Raw genomic sequence first — 18,382 nt, forward strand, 5'->3', positions numbered from 1 at the left:
GGCACGGAAATGTGCAGCCCGCAAAGCAAAGAGCAAAAGTGTGTGGTGAAGGTGCCGGGTGAGTCAGCTGTCGAAGGCATCTTTGAGCCAGTTCAGATCAGCAGGGCCCGACGGTGTGCTTTCCATGGCAACCACATCGAAACGGCAGGGGGAATTGGCCCAGCGATGCTCTTTTTGCAGGAAAAACTGCGCGGCGAGTATCAGCTTCTGACGCTTGCGCCCATCGATACTGGCGAGCGCGCCACCCCATTGTGCGTGTTTTCTGTAGCGGACTTCGACGAATACTACTGTATCGCCGTCAAGCATGACCAGATCAAGCTCACCGCGTTTACATAACCAGTTCTGCGCCAGAAGGCGCAGACCCTGTTGTTGCAGGTAGCTCAACGCTTGGTGTTCGGCATCCTTGCCGCTTTGTGCGCTGGACCGCTCGGGCATCAGCGTGGGGTGTCCGGCAGTCGCTGGATTTCGCCACCGACAAACTTCGCCCAAGGCATCTGGCGGTCAACGCGCTGGTTGGCGCCGATGCCCAGGTTGCCGGAGAGGCCGTCGACCCGGGTGTCCGGCAACGCCTTGAGCTGGCCCAGGCGTGGCGCCAGGCGATAGGCATCGACGCCCATCGCGTAGAGGCGGCCCAGGCTGCCATTGGCTTGCGGCCACTGTGCGGCAACCTGGTTGCGCAGCGGGTCGGTGGTGTTGAGCAACCAAGGGGTTTCGCAGAACATCACGTTAGTCATGTCCAGGTACTGGTTGCGGTCGCCGCTGGCGCTGAATACGTGGGACGTTGCGTAGACAGGCACATCACCGGCGTATTGAAAGTTCAGGGTCGGCTTGATCTGCTGGGCCAGTTGCGGGGTAACGGCCAGGAAGATGAACTCGATGTCCTGGCGACGCGACGGCTGGGCGGCAACGTCGGTGCCGACGGTGCTTTGCAGGCTCTTGGCGCGGCCTTCGCTTTTGCGCAGCTGGAACAGGTCAGCGATCTGCTGGGCCAGCGCTACCGGCTGATCGACATACTCGACGCCCATGACGGTGCCGCCGTTGGCTTCCCAATCCTGACGGAACGCTTTGTACACGCGCTCGCCCCATTCGCCACGGGGCACCATGGCGGCGGCGCGGTGCAGGCCGTCGGCACGGGCGCGGCGCGACACTTCACGGGCTTCGTCTTCAGCTGCCAGGCCGAACTGGAACAGTTGCGCCGGGCCTTGATCGGTTTCGCTGTAGTTCAGCGCCAGGGTGGTGATCGGTAGCTGCGGGCGAGCACTGAGCTGTTTGACCAGCGGCTTTTCCAGCGGACCGACGACCAGTTGCACGCCGGCGGCCTGGGCCTTGGCATAGAAGTCGTCGATGGACGTCAGGCGCGAGCTGTCGTAAAACTCAATCACCGGCGGCTTCTGCCCGGCCTGTTCGGCCTGGTAGTGAGCGGCCATGAAGCCTTCACGCAACGCTTTGCCGACTGACGCCAGGGCGCCTTCCTGCGGCAGCAGCAGGGCGATCTTGTTAAGCGGCTGGCTGGCCAGTTCCTTGAGTTTGGTCAGCGGCGTCGGCAATTGCACAGCCGCCGGATGGCCCGGGTTGCGCGCACGCCAGGTGTCGATGGCGGTTTGCTGCTGTTCCAGTGTGCCGGCGCCCTTGACCGCCTGGGCCAGGGTGATCCAGCCGTCCAGCGTCGGGTTGCCGGTCGCTTGCAGCTGCTCGGCCGGCAGTGCGGCAATCAGCGCCCAGATCGCTTCGTGGTTGCTGTTGGCAGCGTCACCGCTGAGCAGAGGCGCCATGGCGACACGCTCGCGCGCCGCAGCCAGGGTCTGGCCGTCGGCTTCATAGGCGCGGGCATGCACGGTGCCGGTGCGGACCTGCTGATCGGCCGGCAGCTCCCTCAGGCTTTGCAGGCTGGGGTGGTCCAGCGCCGTCAAGGCAGCCTTGGGCTGGTTGCGGGTCATCGCCAGTTCCGCCGCCAGGGTGCTGGCAAATATTTGCGCGGCCGGCTTCAGAACATTCAGGGGGACCTGGGCCAGGATCTGCGAGGAACGGCCAGGATTGTTCTGCCGGTAGGCCAGGTCAGCCGCACTCAGGCGCAGCAATGCGGCCTTTTCCGGCGTGCTGGCGGAGGTGGCCTGTTCGAGCAGTTGCTCGATACTGGCGTCCGGCGTGCGTGGCAGGTCGCCAAGGCTGGACGAGGGCGAGCTGGCGCAAGCGGCCAGCAAGGCAGCGAGGCAGAGGGCGGAGAGCAGCCGCAGGCAAGCGATCATGTAAGTGTTCCTGATACCGATCAAATTAGCGTGGAAGTGTACCCAAGCACTGGCTCAGGCGCGATGTTCGTGGCGTGAAACCGTGGATTTAGATCGTGCAATTGTTGCCAGTTGCTAACAATGGCTGAAACGACATCCGCCGTGACGGCATATTTTCAGCGCGTCGACGCGCTACAATGTGGCTTTTGCCAATCATCGAGGTGTGCGTTTTGACTGCTCCAGGTCCTTTGAATTCCACTGCAGGCTCGCTTTTTGTCGTGGCGACGCCCATTGGCAACCTGGACGACATCAGTGCCCGGGCATTGAAGGTGTTGCGCGAGGTTAAATTGATCGCGGCGGAAGACACGCGGCACTCCCAACGGTTGATGCAGCATTTTGGAATCAGCACGCCACTGGCGGCCTGCCATGAACACAACGAGCGCGAGGAGGGCAGCCGGTTTATCACCCGTTTACTGGCAGGTGATGATATTGCGCTGATCTCCGACGCGGGCACGCCGCTGATTTCCGACCCTGGGTACCATCTGGTCCGCCAGGCGCGCGCCGCTGGTATCAATGTAGTGCCTGTTCCGGGCGCGTGCGCGCTGATCGCCGCATTATCTGCAGCCGGCTTGCCGTCGGACCGTTTTATCTTCGAAGGCTTCCTGCCCGCCAAGACGGTAGGGCGTCGCGCCCGTCTCCAGGCGTTGAAGGAAGAGCCGCGCACGCTGATTTTCTACGAAGCTCCGCACCGCATCCTGGAATGCCTGCAGGATATGGAGCTGGTGTTCGGCGGCGCACGCCTGGCGCTGCTGGCGCGTGAGTTGACCAAGACCTTTGAAACCCTCAAGGGCCTGCCCCTGGAAGAACTGCGGGGGTTTGTCGAAGGCGACAGCAATCAGCAGCGTGGGGAGTGCGTAGTGCTGGTGGCCGGTTGGACGGCTCCGGAGAGTGAGGACGCGGTCGGCAGCGAAGCCATGCGCATCCTCGATTTGCTGCTCAAGGAAATGCCGCTCAAACGCGCTGCCGCCCTCGCGGCGGAAATTACCGGGGTGCGCAAGAATGTGTTGTATCAAGCCGCGCTCGATAAACAGAAAGCCGAATAGTTCCGGGGCCGGGCCGGTGTTTCGTCCGAACGTGATGGCAATGCTGCGCTTTTAATACTTGTCCTGAGGCCGTGGTGCCGTTAACCTGCGCGGCGGAGAGTCGATTGGACAGTCGCTGCCCTCTATGAAAATTAGGGGGGGGAGGAAAGTCCGGGCTCCATAGGGCGAAGTGCCAGGTAATGCCTGGGAGGCGTGAGCCTACGGAAAGTGCCACAGAAAATAACCGCCTAAGCACTTCGGTGCCGGTAAGGGTGAAAAGGTGCGGTAAGAGCGCACCGCACGACTGGCAACAGTTCGTGGCTAGGTAAACCCCACTTGGAGCAAGACCAAATAGGGTCCCAAGGCGTGGCCCGCGCTGGGACCGGGTAGGTTGCTAAAGATGTCCAGTGATGGCCATCGTAGACGAATGACTGTTCAAGACAGAACCCGGCTTACAGATCGACTCTCCACCTTTTTTCCTTCCGTCCGAACCTCGGGCAGAAACCGGTAGTAACGCAAGAATCCCTCCCTGCCAAATCATTGGCAGATGCGTCTTCGTAATACCAAAAAAATCTTACTCTTAATAAATCACTTTAACTTTGAGCCTCAGCTCTTTGAGTTATCTGCGCTTGTTGAGTCAAAAACAACGCTGAAGTCGGGTTTCTCCTCTCTTTACGCTCGTAAATCTCCGTTCTGTAAGGCTTTTCCTGCTATCCGCGCCTTGACGGTGTGGTGGGCGCATTCCTATAGTGTGCGCAAGTGGCGGAAAGTGGCACAAAGTGGGTTTTTTGAACGTAAAACGCTAAAATTTGGAGAAACGCATCTGTGTTTCGCGGAGCTAACGCTATCAGTCTCGATGCAAAAGGCCGTCTCGCCATGCCGAGCCGGTATCGTGACGAGCTCATTTCGCGAAGTTCAGGGCAGTTAATCATCACGATTGACGCTGTTGACCCTTGTTTATGTGTTTACCCCCTCGACGAGTGGGAGTTGATCGAAACCAAGTTGCGTGCGCTGCCTTCATTGCGTGAAGAAAACCGCCGCCTCCAGCGTTTGCTGATCGGTAATGCCGTCGACCTTGAACTCGATGGCAGCGGTCGCTTCCTGGTACCTCCGCGTTTGCGCGAATACGCCAGGCTCGACAAGCGCGCCATGCTGGTAGGCCAACTGAACAAGTTCCAATTGTGGGACGAAGATGCCTGGGATGCTGTTTCTGCAGCTGACCTGGCTGCTATTCAACAACCGGGCGCCATGCCTGATGAACTGCGTGATTTGATCCTGTGACTATTGATAGCGGCTTTAACCACATCACCGTACTGCTTGACGAAGCCGTTGAGGCTCTCGCCGTACGCGCAGATGGCTGCTATCTGGATGGCACCTTCGGCAGGGGCGGGCACAGTCGGTTGATACTCAGCCAGCTCGGGCCCAACGGTAAACTCCTCGGGTTCGACAAAGACCCTCAAGCGATTGCCACCGGGCAAGCGCTAGCGGCCGAAGACGGCCGCTTTGTCGTTGTGCAGCGCAGCTTTGCGGAGCTTGGCGCCGAAGTCGCCGAGCGCGGCATGGCGGGCAAGGTGGCCGGGGTTCTGCTCGACCTGGGCGTGTCTTCGCCGCAGCTCGATGACCCGGAGCGCGGCTTCAGCTTCATGAACGACGGTCCCCTCGACATGCGCATGGATCCGACGCGTGGCGTCAGCGCCGCGCAGTTCATCGCCACCGCGCCAGTGGAAGAAATCGCCCGGGTGTTCAAGGAATACGGTGAAGAGCGTTTCGCCGGCCGCATGGCCCGCGCCGTGGTCGAGCGCCGCGAGATCCAGCCATTCGAACGCACCGCTGACCTGGCCGAAGTGCTGAAGGTCGCCAACCCGGCATGGGAGAAGGGCAAGAACCCGGCGACCCGTGCGTTCCAGGGCTTGCGCATTCACGTCAACAACGAATTGGGCGATCTGGAGGCCGGCCTCGAGGCTGCCCTCGAGGCGCTGGAAGTGGGCGGTCGCCTGGTGGTGATCAGCTTCCATTCCCTGGAAGACCGCATCGTCAAACTGTTCATGCGTCGCCTGGTCAAGGGCGAATCGGACAACCTGCCGCGCAATCTGCCGGTGCGTTTCGAAGCCTTTGTGCCGAAAATCAAAATCCATGGCAAAGCGCAGTTCGCCTCCGAAGCCGAACTCAAGGCCAACCCACGTTCCCGTAGCGCCGTCATGCGCGTCGCGGAGAAGTTGCGGTGAGCAAGCTTTTCGCCAAACCCCTGCCGGGCGGCAGCTTCTTTATGTTGCTGCTGTTTGTCGGCGTGCTGGTGTCCGCGATTGCGGTGTCCTACAGCGCGCATTGGAATCGTCAGTTGCTCAATACCCTCTATGGGGAGTTGAGCGTGCGCGACAAGGCGCAGGCGGAATGGGGTCGGTTGATCCTGGAGCAGAGCACCTGGACGGCCCATAGCCGTATCGAAGTGCTGGCCACCGAACAGCTGAAGATGCACATTCCGGGCGCTGCCGACGTTCGCATGGTGGCGCCATGATGAAGCTCGAGGGCGCACTCTATCCATGGCGCTTCCGCCTGATGCTCGGCTTGCTGGCATTGATGGTGGGCGCGATCGTCTGGCGGATCTTCGACCTGCAGGTCGTCGACCGTGACTTCCTGATCGGCCAGGGCGATGCCCGTAGCTTGCGACATATTCCGATTCCCGCGCACCGTGGCCTGATCACTGACCGTAACGGCGAGCCCCTGGCCGTGAGCACGCCGGTGACCACCCTGTGGGCCAACGCCAAGGAATTGCAGGTTGCCAAGGACAAGTGGCCCGAACTCGCCGCGGCCCTGGGGCAGGACCGCAAAGCGCTGACCGAGCGCCTGGAAGCCCAGGCCAATAAAGAATTCATCTACCTGGTTCGCGGGCTCACCCCTGAGCAGGGTCAGCAAGTGCTCGACCTCAAAATTCCCGGCGTCTATGGCATCGAGGAATTTCGTCGTTTCTACCCGGCCGGGGAAACCACTGCGCACATGGTCGGTTTTACCGATATCGATGACCATGGCCGCGAAGGTGTCGAATTGGCCTATGACGAATGGCTGGCCGGGGTGCCCGGCAAGCGCCAGGTCATCAAGGATCGGCGCGGCAGACTGATCAAGGATGTACAGGTCACCAAAAACGCCAAGGCCGGTAAGCCCTTGGCGTTGTCGATTGACTTGCGCCTGCAATACCTGGCCAACCGCGAACTGCGTAACGCGATCATCGAGAACGGCGCCAAAGCCGGCAGCCTGGTGATCATGGACGTGAAGACCGGCGAGATCCTCGCCATGGTCAACCAGCCGACGTACAACCCGAACAACCGTCGCAACCTGCAACCGGCGATGATGCGCAACCGCGCCATGATCGACGTGTTCGAGCCCGGTTCGACCATGAAAGCCATCTCCATGAGTGCCGCCCTGGAAACCGGACGCTGGAAGCCCAGCGACAAGGTCGAGGTGTATCCAGGTACGCTGCAGTTGGGCAAGTACACCATTCGTGACGTGTCTCGCACCGAGGGCCCGGTGCTGGATCTGACAGGCATCCTGATCAACTCCAGTAACGTAGGCATGAGTAAGGTCGCCTTCGATATCGGCGGCGAAACCATCTACCACCTGGCGCAAAAAATCGGCCTGGGTCAACCCACCGGGCTCGACTTCCCCGGTGAGCGCGTAGGCAACCTGCCGAACTACCGCGACTGGAAAAAAGCCGAGACCGCCACGCTGTCTTACGGCTACGGCTTGTCGGTGACCGCGATCCAGCTGGCCCATGCTTTCTCTGTATTGGCCAATAACGGCCGCATGGTTCCGCTGAGCCTGATCCATGTCGACGAAGCGCCGAAAGCCACCCAGGTAATTCCGGAAAAAGTCGCCAAGACCATGCAAGGCATGCTGCAACAAGTGATCGAGGCGCCGCGTGGCGTATTCCGCGCCCAGGTGCCGGCCTATCACGTGGCCGGCAAATCCGGTACTGCGCGTAAAACCTCGGTCGGCACCAAGGGTTATGCGGAAAATTCCTATCGCTCGCTGTTCGCCGGTTTCGGCCCGATGAGCGACCCACGCTACGCCATCGTCGTGGTGATCGATGAACCGAGCAAAGCCGGTTACTTCGGTGGCCTGGTCTCGGCGCCGGTGTTCAGCAAAGTGATGTCCGGCACCCTGCGTCTGATGAATATCACGCCGGACAATCTGCCGCCGACCCAGCAGGCGAACGCCGCACCGCCGGTAGCCGCCGTAAAAGCCAATGGAGGGCGCGGCTGATGTCTCTTAGCCTGAACAAGATTTTTGCCCATGCCGGCCGCGATCTGTTGATCCGCGAGTTGAGCCTGGACAGCCGTACTGTACGCGCCGGTGACTTGTTCCTGGCGGTGCCCGGTGGCAAATTCGATGGCCGTGCGCATATCGCCGATGCCCTGCAGCGTGGCGCCGCCGCCGTGGCTTATGAAGTGGACGGCGCCACCGTGCTGCCAATCACCGATGTGCCGTTGATTCCGGTGAAGAACCTGGCTGCCCAACTGTCCGACATTGCCGGGCGCTTCTATGGCGAGCCGAGCCGCCACCTCAACCTGGTGGGCGTGACCGGTACCAACGGCAAGACCAGCGTGACTCAGCTGGTCGCCCAGGCGCTGGACCTGCTGGGTCAGCATTGCGGCATCGTCGGTACCCTGGGCACCGGCTTTTATGGGGCATTGCAAAGCGGCCTGCACACCACGCCGAACCCGATTGCCGTGCAAGCGACCCTGGCCGACCTGAAAAAGGCCGGTGCCAGGGCGGTTGCCATGGAAGTCTCCTCCCATGGTCTGGACCAGGGTCGCGTCACGGCGTTGGCGTTTGACGTGGCCGTGATGACCAACCTGTCCCGGGATCATCTGGACTACCACGGCACCATGGAGGCGTACGCTGCCGCCAAGGCCAAGCTGTTCGCCTGGAATGATCTGAAGTGTCGGGTGGTCAACCTCGACGACGCGTTCGGCCGCCAGTTGGCTGCCGAAGACAGCGAAGCGCGCCTGATCAGCTACAGCCTGGAAGATTCCAGCGCTTACCTGTATTGCCGTGAGGCTCGATTCAATGACGAAGGCGTGCGCGCAACGTTGGTCACGCCTCAGGGCGAACACCATTTGCGCAGTACCTTGCTCGGTCGCTTCAACCTGAGCAACGTGCTCGCCGCTATCGGCGCGCTGCTCGGCCTGGATTACGCCCTCGACGAAATCCTCAAGGTCCTGCCGAAGCTGGAAGGCCCGGCCGGTCGCATGCAGCGCCTGGGTGGCGGTACGCAACCGCTGGTGGTGGTCGACTACGCTCACACCCCTGATGCACTGGAAAAAGTCCTGCTGGCGCTGCGCCCGCATGCCAAGGGCAAGCTGTTGTGCCTGTTCGGCTGCGGCGGCGACCGCGATCGCGGCAAGCGCCCGTTGATGGCCGAGATTGTCGAGCGCCTGGCTGATGGCGTGCTGGTGACCGACGACAACCCGCGCAGCGAAGACCCGGGGCGAATCTTCGACGATATCCGCGAGGGCTTCAAAAACACCGCCAACGTCACCTTCGTGGCCGGTCGCGGTGCAGCCATCGCTCAATTGATCGCCAGCGCCAGCGCGGATGATGTGGTCGTGCTGGCCGGCAAGGGGCATGAGGATTACCAGGAAATCAACGGCGAGCGCCATGCCTTTTCCGATCTGGTCGAGGCGGATCGCGCCTTGACTGCCTGGGAGGTCGCCCATGCTTAAGGCGATGACATTCAGCGAACTGGCCCAGGCGTTGTCCGCCCGCGTGCTGTCCAGCGATTGCACGTTCAACGGCGTCAGTATCGACAGCCGCAACATCAAGCCGGGCCAGTTGTTCGTCGCCCTCGCAGGCCCGCGCTTCGATGGCCACGACTACCTCAACGAAGTCGCCGCCAAAGGCGCCGTGGGTGCCCTGGTGCAACGCGAAGTGGCGCACGCCACCTTGCCGCAGTTGCTGGTCGCCGATACGCGCCTGGCCCTGGGCCAACTGGGCGCGCTGAATCGCGCCGCTTTCGACAAGCCGGTTGCCGCCGTCACCGGTTCCAGTGGCAAGACCACCGTCAAAGAGCTGTTGGCCGGTGTACTGCGCACGCGCGGGCCGGTGCTCGCTACCCGTGGCAACCTGAACAATGATTTCGGCGCACCGCTGACCCTGCTCGAACTGGCCCCGGAACACACGGCGGCGGTGATCGAGCTGGGCGCTTCACGCATCGGCGAGATTGCCTACACCGTGGCGCTGACCAAGCCCCACGTCGCGATTATCAACAACGCCGGTACCGCCCACGTCGGTGAGTTCGGCGGCCCGGAAAAAATCGTCGAAGCCAAGGGTGAAATTCTTCAAGGCCTCGACGCTTCGGGCACCGCTGTACTGAATCTGGATGACAAGGCTTTCGAGACCTGGCGTGCACGTGCCGCCGGTCGCAAGGTGCTGACGTTTGCCGTGCTGAACGCCGCGGCCGATTTCCACGCCTCCACTATTACTGTCGATGCGCGGGGTTGCCCGTCCTTCACCTTGCATACCCCGCAAGGCAATGAGCATGTGCAACTGAACCTGCTGGGCAACCATAACGTCGCCAACGCGCTGGCCGCCGCCGCTGCCGCTCACGCCCTGGGTGTGTCGCTGTTCGGCATCGCCACAGGCCTGGGTGCGGTGCAGCCGGTCAAGGGGCGCACCGTGGCGCAATTGGCCAGTAATGGCATGCGCGTGATCGATGACACCTACAACGCCAACCCGTCTTCCATCAATGCCGCCGTGGATCTGCTCAACGGCTTCGATGGACGCACAGTGCTGGTGCTTGGCGATATCGGCGAACTGGGCGATTGGGCCGAGCAAGGCCACCGCGAAGTCGGCGCCTATGCCGCCGGTAAAGTCGACGCGCTCTACGCGGTCGGCCCGAACATGGCTCACGCGGTAAACGCCTTCGGCTCCGGCGCGCGACATTTCGCGACCCAGGCCGAATTGATCCAGGCGTTGGCTGCGGCCGAGCACGACACACACACAACCATTTTGATCAAGGGATCGCGCAGCGCGGTGATGGAAAACGTCGTCGCAGCCTTGTGTGGCTCAAGTACGGAGAAACATTAATGCTGCTGCTGCTGGCTGAGTATCTGCAACAGTTCCACAAAGGCTTCGCGGTCTTCCAGTACCTGACCCTGCGCGGGATCCTGGGTGTGCTGACCGCGCTGTGTTTGTCGCTGTTCCTGGGGCCGTGGATGATCCGCACCCTGCAGAACCTGCAAATTGGTCAATCGGTTCGCAATGACGGCCCGCAGTCGCACCTGTCCAAGTCCGGCACCCCGACCATGGGCGGTGCGTTGATCCTGTCGTCCATCGGCGTGAGCACCTTGCTCTGGGCTGACCTGCATAACCGCTATGTGTGGGTGGTGCTGCTGGTGACCCTGCTGTTCGGCGCCATCGGCTGGGTGGATGACTACCGTAAAGTGATCGAGAAAAACTCCAAGGGCCTGCCAAGCCGCTGGAAGTACTTCTGGCAATCGGTATTCGGCCTGGGGGCGGCGATCTTCCTGTACACCACCGCGCCAAGCGCCGTGGAGACCACCTTGATCATCCCGATGCTCAAGGACGCCAGCATTCCACTGGGCATCGGCTTCGTGGTGCTGACCTATTTCGTGATTGTCGGCTCCAGCAACGCGGTGAACCTGACCGACGGCCTCGACGGCCTGGCGATCATGCCGACGGTGATGGTGGGCGGTGCCCTCGGCATCTTCTGCTACCTGTCGGGTAACGTGAAATTCGCTGAATACCTGCTGATTCCCTATGTGCCGGGCGCGGGTGAGCTGATCGTATTCTGCGGCGCGCTGATTGGCGCCGGCCTGGGGTTCCTGTGGTTCAACACCTACCCGGCGCAGGTGTTCATGGGCGACGTCGGCGCTCTGGCGCTGGGCGCGGCACTGGGCACCATCGCGGTGATCGTGCGCCAGGAAATCGTGCTGTTCATCATGGGCGGTGTGTTCGTGATGGAAACCCTGTCGGTGGTCATCCAGGTGGCTTCCTTCAAGTTGACCGGGCGCCGCGTATTTCGCATGGCGCCGATTCACCACCACTTTGAACTCAAGGGCTGGCCCGAGCCACGCGTGATCGTCCGCTTCTGGATCATCACCGTGATTCTGGTACTGGTCGGCCTTGCCACCCTGAAACTGAGGTAGAAACGAGTGTCCCTGATCGCTTCAGACCACTTCCGCATCGTTGTCGGCCTCGGCAAGAGCGGCATGTCCCTGGTTCGCTTCCTGGCGAACCGGGGCACGTCGTTCGCCGTGGCCGATACGCGGGAAAATCCACCGGAGCTGGTCACGCTGCGCCGTGACTACCCGCACGTGGAAGTGCGTTGTGGCGAGTTGGATGTCGAGTTTCTGTGCCGCGCCGATGAGCTCTACGTGAGCCCCGGCCTGGCATTGGCCACACCGGCCCTGCAAGCCGCTGCGGCGCGCGGCGTGAAGCTGTCGGGCGATATCGACCTGTTTGCGCGTAACGCCAAGGCGCCGATCGTGGCCATCAGCGGTTCCAACGCGAAAAGCACCGTGACCACCCTGGTCGGCGAGATGGCGGCGGCTGCCGGCAAGCGCGTGGCGGTGGGCGGCAATCTGGGGATGCCTGCGCTGGACCTGCTCAGCGATGACGTCGAGCTGTACGTGATGGAGTTGTCGAGCTTCCAGCTGGAAACCACTCACGATCTGGGCGCCGAAGTGGCGACCGTGCTGAACGTCAGCGAAGACCATATGGACCGCTACAGTGGTCTGCCGGCTTATCACCTGGCCAAGCACCGGATCTTCCGGGGTGCCAGGCAATTTGTGGTCAACCGCCAGGATGCCCTGAGCCGTCCACTGATAGGCGAGGGCATGCCGTGCTGGACCTTCGGCCTGGGCAAACCCGACTTCAAGGGGTTTGGCATTCGCGAAGAGAACGGCGAGAAGTACCTGGCCTTCGAATTCCAGAACCTGATGCCGGTGCGCGAACTGAAAATCCGTGGCGCCCATAACCAATCCAATGCGTTGGCAGCCCTGGCCCTCGGCCACGCGGTTGGCCTGCCATTCGACGCCATGCTCGCCAGCCTGCGCACGTTCGCCGGCCTTGAGCATCGCTGCCAGTGGGTGCGCGACCTCGATGGCGTCAGCTATTACAACGATTCCAAGGCCACCAACGTCGGCGCTGCCCTGGCGGCCATCGAAGGCCTGGGTGCCGATATCGACGGCAAGCTGGTGCTGATTGCCGGTGGCGACGGCAAGGGTGCCGACTTCAAGGACCTGAAAGGCCCGGTGGCTGCGCATTGCCGCGCCGTGGTGCTGATGGGCCGCGATTCGGACCTGATCGCCGCCGCCCTGGGTGACGCCGTGCCGCACGTGCGCGCCACTTCCCTGGATGACGCGATTGCCCGGTGCAAGGCCCTGGCCCAGCCGGGTGATGCGGTGCTGCTGTCGCCGGCCTGCGCCAGTTTCGACATGTTCAAGAACTATGAAGAGCGCGGCCAGCTGTTCGCCCGCGCCGTGGAGGCTTTGGCATGAGCCTCAACCTGAAGAACATCATCAAGCCGTACCCGTCGCCGATCATCACCGGGCGCGGCATCGACCTTGACTTCCCAATGCTCGCCGGTTGCCTGGCGCTGCTCGGCCTGGGCCTGGTGATGATCACCTCGGCGTCTTCCGAAGTGGCCGCCGTGCAGTCGGGCAATACCCTGTACATGATGATCCGTCACCTGGTGTACCTGGTGATCGGCCTCGGCGCCTGCATCGTCACCATGATGATTCCGATCGCCACCTGGCAGCGCCTGGGTTGGCTGATGCTGATCGGTGCGTTCGGTTTGCTGGTCATGGTGATCCTGCCCGGCATCGGTCGCGAGGTGAACGGTTCGATGCGCTGGATCGGCTTCGGTGCGTTCAACGTACAGCCGTCGGAAATCGCCAAGGTGTTCGTGGTGATTTACCTGGCCGGCTACCTGGTACGCCGTCAGAAAGAAGTGCGCGAAAGCTGGATGGGCTTCTTCAAGCCGTTCATCGTGCTGCTGCCCATGGCCGGCCTGCTGCTGATGGAGCCCGACTTCGGTGCCACCGTGGTGATGATGGGCGCCGCAGCGGCGATGCTGTTCCTCGGCGGTGTCGGTCTGTTCCGCTTTACCTTGATGGTGGTGCTGGCTGTCGCGGCCGTGACGATCCTGGTGCAGGCGCAACCCTACCGGATGGCGCGCCTGATTACCTTTACCGACCCGTGGTCCGACCAGTTCGGTTCCGGCTACCAGTTGACCCAGGCGTTGATCGCTTTCGGGCGCGGCGAGTGGCTGGGCGTGGGCCTGGGCAACAGCGTGCAGAAGCAGTTCTACCTGCCGGAAGCGCACACCGACTTCGTGTTCTCGGTACTCGCCGAGGAACTGGGCGTGGTCGGTTCGCTGTGCACCGTCGCGCTGTTCGTGTTCGTGTGCGTGCGCGGCATGTACATCGGCTTGTGGGCCGAGAAAGCCAAACAGTATTTCGCCGCTTATGTGGCGTACGGCTTGTCGTTCCTGTGGATCGGCCAGTTCCTGATCAATATCGGCGTGAATGTCGGCTTGTTGCCGACCAAGGGCCTGACCCTGCCGTTCCTCAGTTACGGCGGCAGTTCGCTGGTGATTTGCTGCGCTTGCCTGGGCTTGTTGCTGCGCATCGAGTGGGAGAGTCGCACGCACCTGGGCAGCGAAGAGATGGAGTTCAGCGAAAGCGACTTCGCCGAGGAGCCGACTCATGGGCGCTAACGTGCTGATCATGGCTGGCGGCACCGGGGGCCATGTGTTCCCGGCCCTGGCCTGCGCGCGCGAATTCCAGAGCCGTGGCTACAGCGTGCACTGGTTGGGCACGCCGCGCGGTATCGAGAACGAGCTGGTGTCGAATGCCGGTTTGCCGCTGCACCTGATCAACGTCACCGGCTTGCGTGGCAAGAGCAAATTGTCCCTGCTCAAGGCGCCGTTCGTGTTGCTAAAGGCGGTCATGCAGGCGCGAAAAATCATTCGTCAGTTGAAGCCTGTGTGTGTGCTCGGCTTTGGCGGTTATGTGACCGGCCCTGGTGGGGTGGCGGCAAAACTCGCCGGTGTGCCGGTGATCGTGCACGAACAGAACGCCGTCGCCGGTACTGCCAACCGCTTGCTGGTGCCCCTGGCCGCGCGGGTATGTGAAGCATTCCCGAACACCTTCGCGGCTTCGGACAAACGTCGCACCACCGGCAACCCGGTGCGTGCCGAGCTGTTCATGGACATTTTTGCCCGTGAGGCGCTGGCCGGGCGCAAGGCACATCTGCTGATCCTCGGTGGAAGCCTGGGCGCCGAGCCACTGAACAAATTGCTGCCCGAAGCCGTTGCGCAACTCCCTGAAGCGCTGCGCCCGGAAATCTTCCATCAGGCCGGCAAGCACCACGATGAAGTCACCGCCACGCGCTATCGCGAAGCCGGTGTCGAGGCGAATGTACAGCCCTTCATCAAAGACATGGCCCAAGCCTATGGCTGGGCCGACCTGGTGGTCTGTCGCGCTGGTGCGCTGACCGTCAGTGAACTGGCCGCCGCCGGTCTGCCGTCGTTGCTGGTGCCTCTGCCCCATGCAATCGACGATCACCAGACCCGCAACGCCGAATATTTGGCCGGGGAGGGCGCTGCCTTCCTGCTGCCGCAAAGAACGACTGGCGCCGCCGATTTGGCCGCACGCCTGACCGAGGTTTTGATGCAACCGGAACGACTCAATAGCATGGCGAGCACCGCAAGCCGCCTGGCCAAACCAGACGCAACCCGAAAAGTGGTCGATATCTGCCTGGAGGTGGCCCATGGTTGAGAATCAGAAAGCCATGCCGCAACCGGAAATGCGCCGCATCCGTCGCATCCACTTCGTCGGTATCGGCGGCGTGGGCATGTGCGGCATTGCCGAAGTATTGCTGAACCTGGGCTATCAGGTGTCCGGCTCTGATTTGAAAGAGTCGCCGGTCACCGAGCGCCTGAAGTCCTTTGGCGCGCAGATCTTTATCGGCCACCGTGCCGAGAACGCCGCCGAGGCTGATGTCCTGGTGGTGTCCAGTGCTGTGAACACCTCCAACCCGGAAGTGGCCACCGCCCTCGAGCGCCGTATCCCCGTGGTGCCGCGCGCCGAGATGCTCGCCGAGCTGATGCGCTACCGCCACGGCATCGCCGTCGCCGGTACTCACGGCAAGACCACCACCACCAGCCTGATCGCCTCGGTGTTCGCCGCCGGCGGCCTGGACCCGACCTTCGTCATCGGTGGCCGCCTGAATGCAGCCGGCACCAATGCCCAGCTCGGCACCAGCCGCTACCTGATCGCCGAAGCCGATGAAAGTGACGCGAGCTTCCTGCACCTGCAACCGCTGGTCGCCGTCGTCACCAACATCGACGAAGACCACATGGCGACCTACGACGGTGACTTCAACAAGTTGAAGAAAACCTTCGTCGACTTCCTGCACAACCTGCCGTTCTACGGGTTGGCGGTGGTGTGCCTGGACGACCCGGTGGTGCGCGAAATCCTGCCGCAGGTCAAGCGCCCGACCGTGACCTACGGCTTCAGCGAAGACGCCGACGTACGCGCGATCAATGTACGCCAGCAAGGCATGCAGACCTTCTTCACCGTGCTGCGCCCCGACCGCGAGCCGCTGGATGTCTCGGTGAATATGCCGGGCAACCACAACGTACTGAACTCCCTGGCGACCATCTGCATTGCCACCGACGAGGGCGTCAGCGATGAAGCCATTGTCGAAGGCCTGTCGCGCTTTGCCGGTGTCGGCCGGCGCTTCCAGGTCTACGGCCACCTGCCGGTCGAAGGCGGTGACGTGATGCTGGTGGACGACTACGGTCACCACCCGACCGAAGTCGCCGCCGTGATCAAGGCCGTGCGCGGTGGCTGGCCGGAGCGCCGCCTGGTGATGGTCTACCAGCCGCACCGCTACAGCCGTACCCGCGACCTGTACGACGACTTCGTCAATGTATTGGCCGATGCCAACGTGCTGCTGCTGATGGAGGTCTACCCGGCCGGTGAAGAACCGATCCCGGGCGCCGACAGCCGCAAGCTGTGCAACAGCATCCGTCAGCGCGGGCAATTGGACCCGATCTACATCGAGCGTGGCGTGGACCTGGCGCCGATCGTCAAGCCGCTGCTGCGCGCCGGCGACATCCTGCTGTGCCAGGGTGCCGGTGATATCGGTGGTCTTGCGCCTAAATTGCTGGCCAGCCCGCTGTTTGCCGCCGAGAAGGGGAAGTCGAAATGATCACTGATTACGCCTCCCTGTTCTCCACGGTCGCGCCGGCCGACTTCGGTCGCGTCGCGGTGCTGTTCGGCGGCAAGAGCGCCGAGCGCGAAGTGTCGCTCAAGTCTGGCAATGCCGTGCTTGAAGCCCTGCAAGGCGCGGGTGTGAACGCCTTCGGCATCGACGTGGGCGATGACTTCCTCGCGCGTCTGCTGGCCGAAAAGATCGACCGCGCCTTCATCATTCTGCATGGCCGTGGCGGTGAAGACGGCAGCATGCAGGGCCTGCTCGAATGCGCCGGCATCCCTTACACCGGCAGCGGCGTGCTGGCCTCGGCGCTGGCCATGGACAAATTGCGCACCAAGCAGGTGTGGCACAGCCTGGGGATTCCGACCCCGCGTCACGCCGTGCTGTGCAGCGAATACGATTGTATTTCTGCGGCCAAGGAACTGGGCCTGCCTTTGATCGTCAAACCAGCCCATGAAGGCTCCAGTATCGGCATGGCCAAAGTGAACTCGGCCGCCGAATTGATCGACGCATGGAAAGCGGCAAGCACCTACGATTCGCAAGTGATGGTGGAACAGTGGATCCAGGGTCCCGAGTACACCATCGCCACCCTGCGTGGCCAGGTATTGCCGCCCATCGCATTGGGCACGCCCCACACTTTTTACGATTACGACGCCAAGTACGTGGCTTCCGATACCCAGTACCGGATTCCCTGTGGTCTTGACGCAACCAAGGAACAACAGTTGATGGACCTCACGGCGAAAGCCTGTGAGGCGCTGGGTATCGCCGGTTGGGCGCGGGCAGACGTGATGCAGGATGACCAGGGCAATTTCTGGTTCCTGGAAGTCAACACCGCACCGGGCATGACCGACCACAGCCTGGTCCCTATGGCCGCCCGTGCCGCCGGCCTGGATTTCCAGCAGTTGGTGCTGGCGATCCTGGCCGCCAGCATCGAGCCAAGAGGCTAAGACATGAAAGGCGCATCGCTTCGTCATCAGCCCCCACAAGCACCGAGCCGCAAGCCGGTGCCACGGGGTGCCAGCCGCATGGTGGCCAAAGAGCCGATGTCGGCGCGCCTGCCCAAAGCCAACTTTGGTTTCGTCAAAGCGCTGTTCTGGCCGGTGTTGCTGGTGGTGCTGGGCTTCGGCACCTACGAGGGCGCGCAGCGCCTGTTGCCGTATGCCGACCGGCCGATCACCAAGATCAGCGTGCAGGGCGACTTGAGCTACATCAGCCAGCAAGCGGTGCAGCAGCGCATCAGCCCGTTCCTGGCGGCGAGCTTCTTCACCATCGACCTGGCCGGCATGCGCGCCGAGCTGGAACAGATGCCGTGGATCGCCCACGCCGAAGTCCGCCGCGTATGGCCGGACCAGGTGACGATCCGCTTGGAAGAGCAACTGCCCGTGGCCCGTTGGGGCGACGGGGCACTGTTGAACAACCAGGGGCAGGCGTTTGCGCCGCGTGAAGTGGCGAACTATGAGCACCTGCCGCAGCTGTTCGGGCCGCAGCGGGCGCAACAGCAGGTGATGCAGCAGTACCAGGCCTTGAGCCAGATGCTGCGGCCACTGGGCTTCTCCATTGCACGCCTGGAATTGCGTGAGCGGGGCAGCTGGTTTCTGACGACCGGGGCAGGCAGTTCCGGCCCGGGCATCGAGTTGTTGCTGGGACGCGACCGCTTGGTGGAAAAGATGCGCCGCTTTATTGCCATCTATGAAAAAACCTTGAAAGAACAGATCACGAACATTGCGAGCGTCGACCTGCGTTACGCCAACGGCCTGGCCGTCGGTTGGCGTGTACCGGCGGCGCCCACGGCAGCACAACCCGCTGTCGCGAAGAATTAAGAAGAGGCAG

Annotated in this window: 16 protein-coding genes and 1 other RNA gene; 15 read left to right on the forward strand and 2 right to left on the reverse strand. The window is 62.3% G+C overall.

Translation table 11 applies throughout. The features are described 5' to 3' along the window. Positions 1–63: 63 nt before the first annotated feature. Both PspCFBP13528_RS04730 and PspCFBP13528_RS04735 read right to left on the reverse strand, forming a co-directional pair. On the reverse strand, positions 64–435 hold the full coding sequence (locus PspCFBP13528_RS04730; protein ID WP_065951648.1) for a YraN family protein: 372 nt from the start codon (positions 433–435) through the stop codon (positions 64–66). Further along, a complete protein-coding gene (locus PspCFBP13528_RS04735) occupies positions 435–2,246 on the reverse strand; it encodes a penicillin-binding protein activator (protein ID WP_101218249.1) in 1,812 nt (603 codons plus the stop codon). The genes PspCFBP13528_RS04730 and PspCFBP13528_RS04735 overlap by 1 nt, the downstream gene beginning before the upstream one ends. A gap of 176 nt (positions 2,247–2,422) precedes the next feature. On the opposite strand from PspCFBP13528_RS04735, the gene rsmI reads away from it, so the two are divergent. The 15 genes from rsmI to PspCFBP13528_RS04810 all read left to right on the forward strand — a co-directional run bounded on the left by rsmI (position 2,423) and on the right by PspCFBP13528_RS04810 (position 18,372). Continuing rightward, positions 2,423–3,328, forward strand: coding sequence for a 16S rRNA (cytidine(1402)-2'-O)-methyltransferase (gene rsmI, locus PspCFBP13528_RS04740; RefSeq protein ID WP_162515417.1), 906 nt, complete (start codon positions 2,423–2,425; stop codon positions 3,326–3,328). A 96-nt stretch (positions 3,329–3,424) separates the two neighbouring features. After that, an RNA gene (gene rnpB / locus PspCFBP13528_RS04745) (RNase P RNA component class A) lies at positions 3,425–3,778 on the forward strand. Positions 3,779–4,132: 354 nt separating this feature from the next. Then, positions 4,133–4,588, forward strand: a complete 456-nt coding sequence (mraZ, locus tag PspCFBP13528_RS04750) for a division/cell wall cluster transcriptional repressor MraZ (RefSeq protein ID WP_004371993.1) — start codon at positions 4,133–4,135, stop codon at positions 4,586–4,588. Between the two features lie 2 nt (positions 4,589–4,590). Further along, positions 4,591–5,532, forward strand: a complete 942-nt coding sequence (rsmH, locus tag PspCFBP13528_RS04755; protein WP_101218393.1) for a 16S rRNA (cytosine(1402)-N(4))-methyltransferase RsmH — start codon at positions 4,591–4,593, stop codon at positions 5,530–5,532. Beyond that, positions 5,529–5,822: a cell division protein FtsL gene (ftsL, locus tag PspCFBP13528_RS04760; RefSeq protein WP_057724615.1), complete on the forward strand. Its 294-nt coding sequence runs from the start codon at positions 5,529–5,531 to the stop codon at positions 5,820–5,822. The genes rsmH and ftsL overlap by 4 nt, the downstream gene beginning before the upstream one ends. Further along, on the forward strand, positions 5,822–7,564 hold the full coding sequence (locus PspCFBP13528_RS04765) for a penicillin-binding protein 2 (RefSeq protein WP_163001703.1): 1,743 nt from the start codon (positions 5,822–5,824) through the stop codon (positions 7,562–7,564). The genes ftsL and PspCFBP13528_RS04765 overlap by 1 nt, the downstream gene beginning before the upstream one ends. Beyond that, entirely contained in the window at positions 7,564–9,027 is a 1,464-nt protein-coding gene (locus tag PspCFBP13528_RS04770) for a UDP-N-acetylmuramoyl-L-alanyl-D-glutamate--2,6-diaminopimelate ligase (RefSeq protein WP_137199713.1), read from the forward strand. Before PspCFBP13528_RS04765 ends, PspCFBP13528_RS04770 begins: the two co-directional genes overlap by 1 nt. Further along, complete coding sequence (gene murF, locus PspCFBP13528_RS04775) at positions 9,020–10,390, forward strand: UDP-N-acetylmuramoyl-tripeptide--D-alanyl-D-alanine ligase (protein WP_065951651.1); 1,371 nt, start codon at positions 9,020–9,022, stop codon at positions 10,388–10,390. Before PspCFBP13528_RS04770 ends, murF begins: the two co-directional genes overlap by 8 nt. Beyond that, a complete protein-coding gene (gene mraY, locus PspCFBP13528_RS04780) occupies positions 10,390–11,472 on the forward strand; it encodes a phospho-N-acetylmuramoyl-pentapeptide-transferase (protein WP_101218252.1) in 1,083 nt (360 codons plus the stop codon). The genes murF and mraY overlap by 1 nt, the downstream gene beginning before the upstream one ends. Positions 11,473–11,478: 6 nt before the next feature. Beyond that, complete coding sequence (murD, locus tag PspCFBP13528_RS04785) at positions 11,479–12,825, forward strand: UDP-N-acetylmuramoyl-L-alanine--D-glutamate ligase (protein WP_065951652.1); 1,347 nt, start codon at positions 11,479–11,481, stop codon at positions 12,823–12,825. 8 nt (positions 12,826–12,833) lie between these two features. Continuing rightward, positions 12,834–14,045 carry a putative lipid II flippase FtsW gene (gene ftsW, locus PspCFBP13528_RS04790; protein WP_163001702.1) on the forward strand — a complete coding sequence of 404 codons (1,212 nt, stop codon included), beginning with the start codon at positions 12,834–12,836 and terminating at the stop codon, positions 14,043–14,045. Beyond that, entirely contained in the window at positions 14,035–15,108 is a 1,074-nt protein-coding gene (gene murG, locus PspCFBP13528_RS04795; protein WP_137199714.1) for an undecaprenyldiphospho-muramoylpentapeptide beta-N-acetylglucosaminyltransferase, read from the forward strand. Before ftsW ends, murG begins: the two co-directional genes overlap by 11 nt. Then, positions 15,101–16,546: a UDP-N-acetylmuramate--L-alanine ligase gene (gene murC / locus PspCFBP13528_RS04800; RefSeq protein WP_137199715.1), complete on the forward strand. Its 1,446-nt coding sequence runs from the start codon at positions 15,101–15,103 to the stop codon at positions 16,544–16,546. Before murG ends, murC begins: the two co-directional genes overlap by 8 nt. After that, positions 16,543–17,499, forward strand: a complete 957-nt coding sequence (locus PspCFBP13528_RS04805) for a D-alanine--D-alanine ligase (protein WP_137199716.1) — start codon at positions 16,543–16,545, stop codon at positions 17,497–17,499. Before murC ends, PspCFBP13528_RS04805 begins: the two co-directional genes overlap by 4 nt. A 3-nt stretch (positions 17,500–17,502) precedes the next feature. Continuing rightward, positions 17,503–18,372 (forward strand): cell division protein FtsQ/DivIB, encoded by an 870-nt coding sequence (locus PspCFBP13528_RS04810; protein ID WP_065951656.1) that lies wholly within the window; start codon positions 17,503–17,505, stop codon positions 18,370–18,372. Positions 18,373–18,382 lie beyond the last annotated feature (10 nt).

This window comes from Pseudomonas sp. CFBP13528, from assembly GCF_005233615.1.
Taxonomy (GTDB): Bacteria; Pseudomonadota; Gammaproteobacteria; order Pseudomonadales; family Pseudomonadaceae; genus Aquipseudomonas; species Aquipseudomonas fluorescens_AM.